This is a genomic window from Corallococcus terminator, assembly GCF_049194865.1.
Classification (GTDB): Bacteria; Myxococcota; Myxococcia; order Myxococcales; family Myxococcaceae; genus Myxococcus; species Myxococcus terminator_A.
In genome coordinates, this window is the sequence record NZ_JBLZWL010000017.1 from 43,795 (window position 1) to 56,440 (window position 12,646).

A 12,646-nucleotide genomic window follows, 5' to 3' on the forward strand; every position below is an offset into this window, starting at 1 on the left:
GATCACGTCCGTGGGCCAGAGCGGCGCACATCCGGAGACGGCGGTAACTGTGAGTGGTGCTGGGGAGGCGTCACGCCCATCGTGGCTTTCCCGCAGGGACGGCGAAGGTGCTCCGGGCGGGCGCCGGGAGGACTGGGCGCGCGCAACAGCGCCGGACGAAGAACCTTCCCAGGCCCTCCGCGCACGAGCGCCGGTCGCCCGGTCGGGCGCCGTCCATTCAAGCATCCTTCCGGCCGTCATCTCTTGCTCCCACCCGTTTCCGTGTCGCCCTGGCTTCGCGGATTTACCTGCCTCCGCGCACGGAGACCCGGCGGCTATCACGTCACGGGCCTGTCAAGGGCGCCAATCGACGTGGGCAGGGCTCCCCGGGGGCGTTTCGGAGGGGGGATGATGCCGGGAATGGTGCGAGCAAGATAGAGTGCCGTGCCATGCTCCACCCTTCCGTGACTCGGCGTGCATGGCGCACCGCCCTCGTTCTCGTCTCCGGTCTGGCCACCGCTTGCGGCGATGACCCGCCACCGCCCACGCCGGATCCGCCCCAGGTCAACTTGACGGTCCCCGAGGGAAACCTCGCGGGAACGGCCCTCCCGCTCATCGTCAACGTGTCCGGCTGCGCGAAGGTCGCCACGCTGAACATGTACGACCGGACCACCTTCCTGAAGGCGTTCCCGTACGCGAGCGGGGCCACCACGGTGGAGCTGCTGGCGTCGGACATCCCCTACTCCAACCCGCTGGTGGGAATCGCCGCCAGCCTGTCGCTCACCGCGGAGGTGGTGTGCGATGACGGGCGGAAGAACACGTCCCTGCCCCAGCCCGCCACGTTCTTCCCCGTGGCCCGGGTGGTGGATGATCCTCAGGGGCTCCAGGTCTATTCCACCCCATTGGCCATTGACGGCACGGGCAGCGGGATGACCTTCCTGAGCTGCGCCAAGACGACCACGGGCGGACTGGAGACGATGTACCGCCACAACTCGGCGGGGAGCGGGGCCACCGTGCTCCAGGTCCCCACCCTGTGCAACGCGTCCACGGTCATCACCCCGCGCAACGCGAGCACCGGTAAGCGCTGGGTCTGGACGCCGGGCTACGGCGCGTTCGCCATTGACGCCGACTTCAAGATTACGTCGCGAACGCACATCGACCTCAAGGTCAACGACCTGGCCGTCATGCCCAACGGTGACGCCGTCATCCGCTCGGTGCAGGGGCTCCTCTACCGCATCACCCACTCCACCACGGACGGCCTGGGCATCGGCGTCACCCGGTGGATGTACCGGCGGGATATCTCCATCGGAGACCCCATTGGAAGGCTCGTCGTGCGCAGCGACGGCCGGGTGCTCAACGCCAGCCACATCGCCTACAGCGACAACCGCTCGGACGTCATCGTCGAGGAGGTTGACGGCGGCGTGGACTCCGCGGGCGGCACGCTGCAGGACACGCACATCATCCGGCAGATCTTCGCGTCCAACACCTCCACACCGCTTCCCGTGGGCGCGTTCAGCCCGGATGGCAGCATCCTGTACCTGGGCTTCGCCCTGCCCGAGGACAAGTCGCAGGTCCTCGCGTGCGTCGCGAACCTGGCTGGCTGCGAGGGCGCGGCATCCAAGTGGGCCACGAGCGTGCTCACCGGGAAGGCGACGCAAATCACCACGTATGCCAACGGCAACCGCGTCGCCGCCGCGACGACTCAGCGCGTGTGGCTGCTGGACGGAAGCACGGGCGTCATCCGCAACCGGGAGACCCGCTCGGTGGACGCCAACGGCGCGCTCCACGTGAAGTTCCTGCTGCCGGCGCCCTCCCCTTCGTCGGACCTGTTCTTCCTGAACGGGCCGGCCGCACAGGGTTCGACGGTGACGCTGCCGGTGGAGCTGGTGGGCGTGGACCAGTCGGCGGGCAGCGTGGCGGAGGGCCGGGAGCTGTTCCGCTACCAGGTGCCCGTCTCCATGGGCGCCGCCTTCGACGACACCGGTCGGCTCTGGATGCGCACGGGACTCAAGCTGCTCCAGCTCCAGCCCTCGTCGCAGTACCGCAGCGCCCGGCCGTAGGCAGTGGCCTTCCCCCTCGCGCCGAGCGGACTCAGGGCCGCTCGGCGACGAGGAGCGCCTCCACGTTGCCGGCGGGCCCCGGCACGGGGGAGTCAATCAACCCGCGCACGGTGAGGCCCTGCTCGCGCACGAAGGCCGTCACGGTGTCGATGGCATCCTGGCGCGCGGCGGCGTCTCGCACGACGCCCCCCTTGCCCACGCGGTCCGGCCCCACCTCGAACTGGGGCTTCACCAACGCGGCCAGCAGCCCTCCCGGCTCCAGGAAGCGCAGCACGGACGGCAACACCTGCGTCAATGAGATGAAGCTGACGTCGATGACGATGACGCCCACCTTCTCCGGCAGGTCCTCTTCCGTCAGGTAGCGCGCGTTGACGCGCTCGCGTGAGCGCACCCGGTCATCCTTCCGGAGCTTCTCGTGAAGCTGGCCGTAGCCCACGTCGATGGCGTGGACCCTCACCGCGCCGTGCTGGAGCAGGCAGTCGGTGAAGCCGCCCGTGCTCGCGCCGATGTCCGCGGCCACCTTGCCGCGCACGTCGAGCGCGAAGTGGTCGATGGCCCCCTTCAGCTTCAGCCCTCCGCGCGAGACATACGGCAGCACCTCGCCCTTGAGGCGCAGCTCGGCCTCCACGCGAATCAGGGAGCCGGGCTTGTCCACGCGCTGGTCATCCACCACCACCAGCCCGGCGAGGATGAGCGCCTGGGCCTTGGTGCGCGACTCGGCCAGTCCACGCTCCACCACCAGCACGTCCACCCGCTCCTTGCGAGGCTTCACGGTTCGCTCCTCCCCAGCAGCGCCAGCGCGGCCCGCCGGAGGCCCGCCGCGTCCAGCCCGAGTTCCGCGCGCTGCACCCGCGCGTCTCCATGGGGAACGAAGGCGTCCGGCATGCCCAGCACCCGCACCCGCGCGGCGACACCGCGCTCCGCGTAGAGCTCCAGCACCGCGCTGCCCAGGCCCCCTCGCACCGTCCCCTCCTCCGCCACGACGACGGGGCCGTGGGAGGCGGCCTCCAGCAACGCAGCCTCGTCCAGCGGCGAGAGGCCCCGCGCATCGAGCACGCTCCACCCTGGCTCGTGCCTCGCGGCCTCCAGCGCGGACAGGCCCAGGGGCCCCAGCGTCACCAGCGTCAACTCCGGCCGCGCGGCGCGAACGAGCCACCGGGCGCCCCGCACCGGCGCGTCCTCCACCCGCACTTCCGGAGGCAGCGCGGGGAGCGTGCCCCGAGGGAAGCGGAGGACGGAGGGATGCGGCGCCTGGAGCGCGGTGGCGAGCATGGGGGCGAAGTCCTCCCCCACCACCGGCGCCCACAACGCGAGCCCCGGGAGCGGACGCAGCGACGCCACGTCGTACGTCCCCTGGTGCGTGGCGCCATCCGCGCCCACCAGCCCCGCGCGGTCCACCGCGAAGACGACGGGCAGGCCCGGCAGACACACGTCGTGGATGATCTGATCATACGCGCGCTGCAGGAACGTCGAGTAGATGCAGCACACGGGACGCGCCCCCGCGGCGGCGAGCCCCGCGCAGAACGTCACCGCGTGCTGTTCGGCGATGCCCACGTCGTGGACCCGGTCCGGGAAGCGCGCCTTGAGGGCATTGAGCGCGGAGCCCTCCAGCATCGCGGGCGTCACCGCCACGACCCGCGAGTCCCGCGCCATCGCCTCTTCGAGCGCCAAGGCGAGCGCCTCGCTGTAGGTGCGGTGGCCTCCACGCGAGCGCACCAGCTTGCCGTCGCGCCACTCATACGGGCCCATGGCATGGCCACGCGTCTGAGCGTCCGCCTCCGCCGGAGGAAACCCCTTGCCCTTGAGCGTGAGCGCGTGGACCACCACCGGACGGGACGACGCACGAGCCTCGCGCAGCGCGTGCATCAGCGCGCCCAGGTCATGCCCATCCACCGGCCCCAGGTAGGTGAAGCCCAGGCCCTGGAAGAAGTCGCGCGCGCCGCGAGTGCGCAGCAGCGAGGGAATCGCCCCCACGTTGGCGCTGATGGACATCTGGTTGTCGTTGAGCACGACGACGAGCGGCAGGTGGCTGCCTCCCGCGTTGTTGAGACCCTCGAAGGTCATGCCCCCGGTGAGGCCTCCATCTCCGAGCACCGCCACCACGTGGCCCCGGTGGCCCATCATCCCGCGGCCCGCCAGCAGTCCCAGCGCCGCCGACACGGCCGTGCAGGAGTGCCCCGCCAGCAGCGCGTCGTGAGGACTCTCGCGCGGGTCCAGGAAGGGCGCCACGCCGCCCGCCTGTCGCAGCGTGTGCATGTGCTCGCGCCGCCCGGTGAGCAGCTTGTGCGCGTACGTCTGGTGTCCGACGTCGAAGAGGAGGGCGTCGGTGGGCGAGTGGAAGACCCGGTGCAGCGCGACGATGAGCTCCACCGCGCCCAGGGACGCGCCCAGGTGGCCGCCCACCTTGCCGCAGACGGAGATGATGTCCTCGCGGAGTTCCTCGCAGAGCCGGGGCAGCTCCGCTTCGGGAAGTGCCCTTACGTCCGTTGGAGAGGCGATGCGTTCCAGCAACCTCGGCATCAGGACTTCCGCTCCACCACGTAGCGCGCGAGCGCCGCCAGCGGTCCGTCCTCGCCCTCCAGCGGGCGCACCGCCTCCACCGCCAGCGCCACCTGCTCCTCCGCCATGCGCCGCGAGGCCTCCAGCCCCACCACCGCGGGGAACGTGTGGCGCCCGGCCTCCGCGTCCGCGCCCGCCGGCTTGCCGAGCTGCTCCCGGGTGGCCGTCACATCCAGCACGTCATCGGCGATCTGAAAGGCCAGCCCCACCGCGTCGCCGTAGAGCTGCGCGCGGACGAGCGCCTCCGCGTCTCCACCGCCCGCCAGCGTCCCCATGCGACACGCCGCGCGGATGAGGGCTCCCGTCTTCAGCCGGTGCATCCGCACCAGGTAGTCCAGGACGGCGGGACGGTCCTCGGCGGTGTCCAGCACCTGGCCGCCCACCATGCCCACGGCCCCCGAGGCCACCGCCAGCTCCCGACACAGCACGCCCCGCACGGGCTCCGGTCCGTCGCCGAGCAACGCGAAGGCCTCCGTCAGCAGCGCGTCTCCGGCGAGGATGGCCATCGCCTCGCCATACACCTTGTGGTTGGTGGGCCGGCCGCGACGGAAGTCGTCGTCGTCCATGGCCGGCAGGTCGTCATGAATCAGCGAGTACGTGTGGACGTACTCGAGGGCACAGGCCGCGTCACCGGACAGGGGCGAAATCAGGGAGGCGCGCGCCACCGCATCCGCGAAGGTGAGGCACAGCACGGGCCGAAGGCGCTTGCCGCCCGCGAGCAGCGAGTAGCGCATGGCCTCTACCAGTCGCGGAGGCGCACCGGAGGAAGCGAGCCGGTCCGCGCGCTCGAGCAACAGCGATTCCACCCGCGCCTGCTGGGTGCGCAGGAAGGTGTCCAGGTCGAAGTGGGCCAAGCGTCGGTGCTCCTTGCGCTGCTGAGAGACTAGGGAGCCGGTGGAGGTACCAGCTCACGAATGCGCCGGACGAGCTTGTCCGTGTCCAGGGGCTTGACGAAGTAGTCCGCGGCGCCGACCTCCCGGCCGCGCCGCTTGTCCTCGGAGTCTCCCCGCCCGCTAATGAAGATGATGGGGATGTCCCTGAAGTGCTCGTTCTTCTTCACCGCCTTGCAGAGCTCGAAGCCATCAATCCAGGACATGTTGACGTCCAGGAGGATGGCCTGGGGGCGGTGGAGCTGCAGCGAGGCGATGAGCCGCAGGCCGTTGGCCGCGAGCGTCACCTCGAAGCCCTCGTCCTCGAGGGCAGCCGCGAGCAGCTCCCGCGTGTCGCGGTCATCATCGACGATGGTGATCTTCGGCTTCGACATTCCGGAGTGCGCGTCCCGCCCGACCTAGAACGGGACGTCATCCTCGGGGGGAGGCCGGGGTGCGGGCGCCCGGGGGGCCGCCTGGGCGGCGGGACGAGCGGACACCGACAGCGGCGCCACCACGTCATTGCCGTCCTCATCCTGGAGCAGCTGCTCGATGCGCTGCTCCGCTTCGGTCAGCAGCTTCTCGCCCCGGCGTACCAGCCGGATGCCTTCCTCGAACGCCTTGAGCGAATCCTCCAGCGACAGGTTGCCGCTCTCCAGCCGGCCCACCGTCTCCTCGAGACGGGACACGACGTCCCCGTACTGGCCGGGAACCTCGCCCTCCGCCGCCTTGTCCGCCTTGGACGCCTTGTCCGCCTTCGCCACAGCCTTCCACCTCGCCGTTCGGGGCGCGGGACTCTAGAGGGTGGCCCGTTAGCAGTCCACCGGCCCTTTTACCAACGTGACAGTGGCTTCGACTTCTTCACATCCGCCCAGCGTCTTCGCCCCATTGGCGGCGAGTTTGATGCCCAGGCGCTCTCCCACCTCGACATCCGCGGCGGAGCGCACCACCCCACCGTCGCGCTGGCGGAACACCACCGAATAGCCCCGCGACATCACCTTCAGCGGGCTCATCGCGTCGAGCCGCCCCTCCAGACGCTGGAAACGCCGCTGCGCTTCCGCCAGCGTCCCTTGCTGGAGCGCCCGCAGCCGTGCCTGGTGTGCCGCCAGCCGGGCATGCTCTCGCGAGACGAGTGCCGTCGGCGAGGCCCGCTCCAACCCGAGCCGCGCCGTCGCCAGCGTCGCCTGCCGCGTCGCCACGCCCGCGCGCGCCGCCTCCGATAGTCGACGGGCCAGTTTCAACAAGTGTGCGCGCTGCTCGCCCAACCGGGCCTGGGGCCGCGCGCGCTGCAGGCGCTCCGTCAATGCCCGCAGCGACTCGCGCCGCTCGCGCACCGCGGGCCGCAGCACGCGCATCATCGCCTCCACCTGTTCGGACAGGTGCAGCCGCTGGTGGTTGAGCGCCCGCCTGGGGTCATCCAGCCGGGAGGAGAGCTGGCCCTGGCGCTCGCGCAGCTCCAGCACGCGGCGCTCCATGGCCCGGCGCAGCCGCCCCGCTTGCGTGGCGAGCGACAGCTCCAGGTCCGCGAGCACGGGCGCCAGCCGCTCCGCCGCCGCGCTGGGAGTGGCCGCCCGCCAGTCCGCCACGAAGTCGGAGATGGTGAAGTCAATCTCGTGGCCGATGGCCGACACCACCGGCACGGGCGAGGCGAAGATGGCGCGCGCCACCTCCTCCTCGTTGAACGTCCAGAGGTCCTCCACCGAGCCACCGCCGCGCGTCACCACGATGACGTCCACATCGGCGCGCCCCAGCCGCGCAATCGCCCGGGCGACCTCCGGCGCGGAGCCCTCGCCTTGCACGCGCGCGTCCGCCAGCAGCACGCTCAGCCGGGGGTTGCGCGAGTGCAGCACTCGCAGGAAGTCCTGGAGCGCGGCGCCCGTACGGCTCGTCACCACGCCGATGCGCTGGGGCAGGAACGGCAGCGGACGCGGAGGCCGCACACGGCGGTCTCCGATGAGGCCCTCGGCCGCCAGCCGCGCCTTGAGCTGCTCGAAGGCGAGCGCCAGCGCGCCCTCCCCCACCGGCTCCAGCCGCGTGACGATGAGGCTGTAGCGCCCCTGCGGCTCGTACAGGTCGACGCTGCCCTCGGCCAGCACCTCCATGCCGTCGCGCAGCGCGAAGCGCATCCGTCCCGCGAGCGACGCCCACACCTTGGCGTCGATGGACGCGACGGAGTCCTTCAGCGAGAAGTACCAGTGCCCTCGCGCGTTGGCGCCGCGAAAGCCCGTCACCTCGCCGCGAACCAGCACGCGCGCGAAGCGCGACTCCAGCGTCTGCTTGAGCTGACGCGTCAGCTCCGCCACGGAGAGCACCGAGCGCTCGGGCTTGGGCGGCGCGGCCGGAGCACCCTCCATCGGCCCCAGCAACCCCGTTCCGTCCGCGTCCACCGAGGGCAGCGGAGGCGGCGGCTTCCTCGGCATCGCCAACACGCGCGGCGCCGAGACAGGCGCGACGGGAACCGGCGCGGAAGCGGCACCGAACAGGTCCCCCTGGAAACCCAACGTGACGGGCGGCGGTGACTCGCCGCCCGCGCCCTTGCGCTTCTTCATCGCGAGAGCTTCTCGACCCAGGACTTCGCCTTGTCGTGGTACTCGTCATCCGGCGGCGTCATGGCCACCACGTCCTTGAACTTGGGCAACGCGTCCTCCGGGTTGCCGTCCTTCATGGAGTAGGCCAGGAGGTAGAGCTCCCGCGCCTTCGTCTTCATCTCGCTGATGATGTTCGAAGCGCCCGCGTGGCCAGGGTCGGCCTGCAGCGTGCGCCTCGCGAACTCCATCGCACGGGCCCACTGGCCAGAGGCCTTCGCCGAGCTGGCGCTCTTGTAGAAGATGGTCGCCGCGCGGGTGCCCGCGTTGCGCGCCATCTTGCTGGCGCGGCCGTCGGTGATGTCCTTGTCCAGCGCCAGCAGCTTCTGCAGCCCCTTCGCGTCCAGGTCCTCCAGGCGCTTGTAGAGGGTGCTGAACTCCGACATCTGCGCGAGCAGCTTCTTGCACTGCGGGTTCTTCGACATGCACGCGTTGAGGATGGCCACGGCGCCGGACATGTCTCCGTCGCGGAAGCGCTCCACCGCGGGCTCCCAGGGCTTGGGCGCGGGGCCGGTGGGAATCACGCGGGGCGTGTCGCGGATGGTGATGGCCTGCACCGCCTGCTCGTTGATGAGCTTGGCGTCGCGGTGCTCCGGGAAGGCCTTGAGGATGTCGTCGGTGATGGCCTTCGAGGAGTCCAGCTGACCGGTGTCCAGCGCCGTGCGCGCCTCGCGCGTGCGCTTGTCGGCCAGCTCCGACAGCTCCCGCTTCGCCGCGTTCACCTGCTCGTAGAGGAACTGGCTCTCACCCGCCTTGGCCAGCGAGGCGGAGGCCTTGCCCAGCTCGTTCTTCACCAGCGCGGCGCGTGCATCCGTGAGGCGCCCCTGCACGGGAATCTCGCGCTCGGCGTGCTGGAGATAGTCCTTCACGCCGGGGTAGTCGGGAGCCGAGGCGGAAAGCTCCTCGAGCTTCGCCTTGGCCTCCACCCACTTGCCTTCACGCACCAGGTTCTTCGCGTCCTGGAAGATGGTGCTCAGCTCCTTGCGGACGGCATCCTCCTGGCCCTTCTGGGCGACAATCTCCGCCTGCGCATTCACCATGCGCATGCGCGCGATGCCCAGGCCGGCGAAGAGCACCACCACCACGCCGCCCGCGAGCAGCTTCAGCCGCGTCTTCTTGCGCTGGACCTCGGGGTCCGGCGGAGCCATGGCGGAGGAACGCGCGCTGCGCACGCGGCCACCCTCCACGCGCGGAGGCGGACGGGCCGGTGACGAGCCACGGCTCGTGGACGCGGAGGAAGCGCTCGCGGCGCGCCCGCGCGACGGGGCGGCCACCATCAGCGTGGAGTTGACCACGTCCTCGAAGCGCAGCTCCGTGTCGCCCAGGGTGATGACATCCCCGTTGGCCAGGGGCGTCTCCTCGCCAATGGCCTCGCCGTTGACGAGCGTCCCGTTGCCGGAGCCCAGATCGCTCACCATCCAGGCCGCCCCCGCCTTGCGCACCATGACGTGCTTGCGCGACACGGACGTGTCGGGGATGCAGATGGGGTTGTCCGCGGCGCGGCCGATGACGTACTCGCCGTCCTGCAGCGAGAACTCCTCACCTGACTTGGGCCCCGCCACGCAGATGAGCCGCGGGGTGGCCGCCCCGGGGGCGGCGGAGACGGGAGACGTCCTGCGGGCCGCGGGGCGAGCTCCTGTCCCGCCCGAGGGCGTCCCGGAAGGAGGCCTGCGACGAGCAGGAGGGGAACCGTTCGACATGGCGAATCACCGACTTCCTGAAGAGAGAGCACCAGCTCAGAGCTCGTGCTCGAACGCCTTTTCCTGGGCCAGATTGTGGCAGCGATGCTCGGTGGTAGGGAAGCGTCTGCTCACTTCTTGCAGCGCCGCCCGAGCCTTCTTCGCGCTCCGGAACTGCACAGCCTGTTGGAATTCCAGCATGAGCTGGGCACATTGGTGGTCCAGCTCGGAGGAGACCTGGGAGAGCTGATAGCGGACGTCCTGGTACAGCTCCGGCTTCGGGTCCATGGCCTCCAGGGTCAACCACGCGAAGCGGAACTGCTGCCAGGCCCGGAAGAGGTTCTCCGCTCCCACGCCCTTGGTGTCGAAGAACCGCCGGCCCGTGGAGGCATAATCCCGCGCCTGAGCGAGCAGTTGATCCGGGGGCAGCTCCGGCACGGGGATGACCTCCAACCACAGGTTCCAGACCCGCCAGGTCTCGTTCCCCGGGGGGTTGCGCACATTGTCGAAGGCGAAGCTGTTGAGCTCCCCGCGCTTGAGCGTCTTCGCGGGGAGGATGTGCTCCAGCTCGCGCTCGGCGGTGGTGGTGGTATCCGGGGGGACCCAGCCCAGATTCACGCCGTTGAGGACCAGGGCCACCTCGTCCTTGGAGATACCACTGGCCTGGTAGTGCAGCAGGGCCACCGCGCGGGTGGGCGCGGCGAACTGGAAGTCGAAGGACTTCTGGTCCGAGTGCTCCCAGCGCACACCCTCGCCCAGACCGAACGAGTCGGGCACGCGCTCGACGCCCAGGGACAGCGGCTCCGACCCCTGCCCGCCCGTGGCCCCGCCGGCTGGCAGGAACACGAAGGCCAGCGCGCTGCCCGCCAACCCCAGCACGAAGAGCGTCACGGTGCTCGTCAGGAGCTTGCGGGCCAGCGGCAACCCGCGCCACCACAGCCAGAGCTGACCGCCGCGCGTGCTCGCGAGCGCCCGACGCTTGCGCGCCCGGTCCGCCGCGGTCGGGCCCGTGGGGACGGGGACAGGTGAGACCTTCGTCGTCGGATCCGGTGAGGGCGGCGGCGGCGCGGAGGCCGGAGCCAGCGCCATGGGGGCCGGACCTGGCGCCATGGTGCCCGGTGCGCGGGTCCGGATCGGCCGGGTGGCATCGTCGTCGACGCTCGACTCCTCCAGGAGGAGCCCGAGGTCGGCGAGCGTCGGCAGCGCCAGCTCCGTGCGCTCTTCCCGCTCCTCGGGTGGCGGCTCGATGAACCCCGGAGGTGTCGCGGTGGCGACAGGAGGCACGTGGATGGCCAGGGCCAGCTCGGTGCGCTCCTCCTCGACGGACTCCATCACCGGCGGGCCCGGAAGCAGCGCGAGGCGCTCGGCGGTGAGCGCCACTTCGGTGCGCTCTTCCACGACCGAGTCCATGGACAGGAGGCTCGGCGCCACGGGTGCTACGAGCGGGCGCTTGCCGCTGGGGGGCGCCAGCGCGGGGAACTCGTCGGCCAGCACCGGCACCGGACGCGGCGCCACGGGGGCGACGAGTGGACGCTTGCCGCTGGGAGGAGCCAGCGCGGGGAACTCGTCAGCCAGCACCGGCACCGGACGCGGCGCCACGGGCGCGATGGCCGGCACTTCCCCCGTGGGAAGGTACTGTTGCTCCACGCCATCCGGAGGCCGCGGGGCGGGCGGGTTGCGGCGGATGGGGCGCGTGGCGTCCACGTCTCCATCCGGGGGGACCCAGAGGAAGGTGAACTCCACCGGGCCCACGCCGATGCGGTCCCCATCGCGCAGGAGCTGCTCGCCCTTCAGGACGTTGCCGTTGAGGGCCGTCCCGTTGGAGCTGCCCATGTCCTGCGTGAAGTACTGCCCGCCTCGAAGGACGATGCGGGCATGAAGACGGGAGACGCCATGGTCGAGCAGCACCAGGTCGTTCTCCGGCGTCCGACCGATCTTCACCTCGGCCTGCTCGAAGACGAGCTCCCTTCCCTGCTGGAGCCCCTTGGTGATGGAGAGGAGAATCGGCAGAGGACCATCCCCTACGCGAGCTCACCGAAGAAGAACTGGAACACGATGGGCCCGAAGAGCACCATGAACACCGTCGGGAAGATGCAGGCGATGAGCGGGAAGAGCATCTTCACCGGCGCCTCACCGGCCAGCTTCTCCGCGCGCTGAGTGCGGTCGATGCGCATCTGGGTGGACTGGATGCGCAGCACCTTGCCCAAGCTCGTGCCCATCTTGTCGGCCTGGATGAGCGCGGTGACGAACGTCGTCAGCGACGGCAGGTCCACGCGCACAATCATGCTCTTGAGGCCTTCTTCGCGCGTCTTGCCCATCTTGAGCTGCTTGAGCACCAGCTGCAGCTCCTCGCGAAGCGGCCCGGTCTTGCCCTTCTCCACCACCTTCGCCAGCGCGGCGGTGAAGTCCAGACCCGCCTCCACCGACAGCGTCAGGAGGTCCAGGTTGTACGGCAGCGCGCGGCTGATGAGCAGGTGGCGCTTCTTCACCTGGTCGTTCAGCCAGAGCATCGGGTAGTACATCCCGAAGAGCAGGAACAGGATGGCCCAGACCAGGTTCTGCCCGGTGCCGTTGAGGATGAAGAGGCCCATCAGCAGGCCCACCACGGCGCTCACTTCCTGGAGCGCCATCATGTCCTCGGGCTTGTAGCCCTGGGGCTCACCAGCCTTGATGAGGTTGCGGCGCGACTTCGCCTCGTAGCTCGGCCAGATGAAGCGGCGGTTCATGGCGCCCAGCCGGCGGATGGCCACCGAACCGAAGCCCTTCATGCCGCCCTGGGACTCGTCGCGCACTTCCGACAGGAAGCGCTCGAAGAGCACCTGGTACAGACCGATTCCGAGGAAGCCGATGGCCCCCGCGAAGAGCAGCGCGGAGCTGCCGACCAACACTTGCGTCAGGATGTCCACGGAGCACCC

At 70.4% G+C, this 12,646-nt stretch carries 10 protein-coding genes; 1 reads left to right on the forward strand and 9 read right to left on the reverse strand.

All coding sequences use genetic code 11. The annotated features are described in order from the left end of the window. Nucleotides 1-428: 428 nt before the first annotated feature. Complete coding sequence (locus tag ACN469_RS08825; protein ID WP_498766093.1) at nt 429-2,039, forward strand: hypothetical protein; 1,611 nt, start codon at nt 429-431, stop codon at nt 2,037-2,039. Nucleotides 2,040-2,070: 31 nt separating this feature from the next. On the opposite strand, the gene ACN469_RS08830 is transcribed toward ACN469_RS08825, so the two are convergent. The 9 genes from ACN469_RS08830 to ACN469_RS08870 all read right to left on the reverse strand — a co-directional run bounded on the left by ACN469_RS08830 (nt 2,071) and on the right by ACN469_RS08870 (nt 12,637). Beyond that, complete coding sequence (locus tag ACN469_RS08830; protein ID WP_498766095.1) at nt 2,071-2,811, reverse strand: TlyA family RNA methyltransferase; 741 nt, start codon at nt 2,809-2,811, stop codon at nt 2,071-2,073. Continuing rightward, a complete protein-coding gene (locus ACN469_RS08835) occupies nt 2,808-4,559 on the reverse strand; it encodes a 1-deoxy-D-xylulose-5-phosphate synthase (protein ID WP_498766097.1) in 1,752 nt (583 codons plus the stop codon). Before ACN469_RS08835 ends, ACN469_RS08830 begins: the two co-directional genes overlap by 4 nt. Further along, nucleotides 4,559-5,452, reverse strand: coding sequence for a polyprenyl synthetase family protein (locus ACN469_RS08840; RefSeq protein ID WP_498766099.1), 894 nt, complete (start codon nt 5,450-5,452; stop codon nt 4,559-4,561). Before ACN469_RS08840 ends, ACN469_RS08835 begins: the two co-directional genes overlap by 1 nt. 29 nt (nt 5,453-5,481) lie before the next feature. After that, entirely contained in the window at nt 5,482-5,862 is a 381-nt protein-coding gene (locus tag ACN469_RS08845; protein ID WP_163864826.1) for a response regulator, read from the reverse strand. A gap of 24 nt (nt 5,863-5,886) precedes the next feature. Further along, nucleotides 5,887-6,231, reverse strand: a complete 345-nt coding sequence (xseB, locus tag ACN469_RS08850; RefSeq protein WP_163864825.1) for an exodeoxyribonuclease VII small subunit — start codon at nt 6,229-6,231, stop codon at nt 5,887-5,889. A gap of 48 nt (nt 6,232-6,279) precedes the next feature. After that, nucleotides 6,280-8,016: an exodeoxyribonuclease VII large subunit gene (xseA, locus tag ACN469_RS08855; protein ID WP_498766102.1), complete on the reverse strand. Its 1,737-nt coding sequence runs from the start codon at nt 8,014-8,016 to the stop codon at nt 6,280-6,282. Then, on the reverse strand, nt 8,013-9,752 hold the full coding sequence (locus ACN469_RS08860) for an FHA domain-containing protein (protein WP_498766104.1): 1,740 nt from the start codon (nt 9,750-9,752) through the stop codon (nt 8,013-8,015). The genes xseA and ACN469_RS08860 overlap by 4 nt, the downstream gene beginning before the upstream one ends. A 36-nt stretch (nt 9,753-9,788) precedes the next feature. Then, a complete protein-coding gene (locus ACN469_RS08865) occupies nt 9,789-11,672 on the reverse strand; it encodes an FHA domain-containing protein (RefSeq protein WP_498766106.1) in 1,884 nt (627 codons plus the stop codon). An 80-nt stretch (nt 11,673-11,752) separates the two neighbouring features. Continuing rightward, a complete protein-coding gene (locus tag ACN469_RS08870; protein ID WP_498766108.1) occupies nt 11,753-12,637 on the reverse strand; it encodes a type II secretion system F family protein in 885 nt (294 codons plus the stop codon). Nucleotides 12,638-12,646 lie beyond the last annotated feature (9 nt).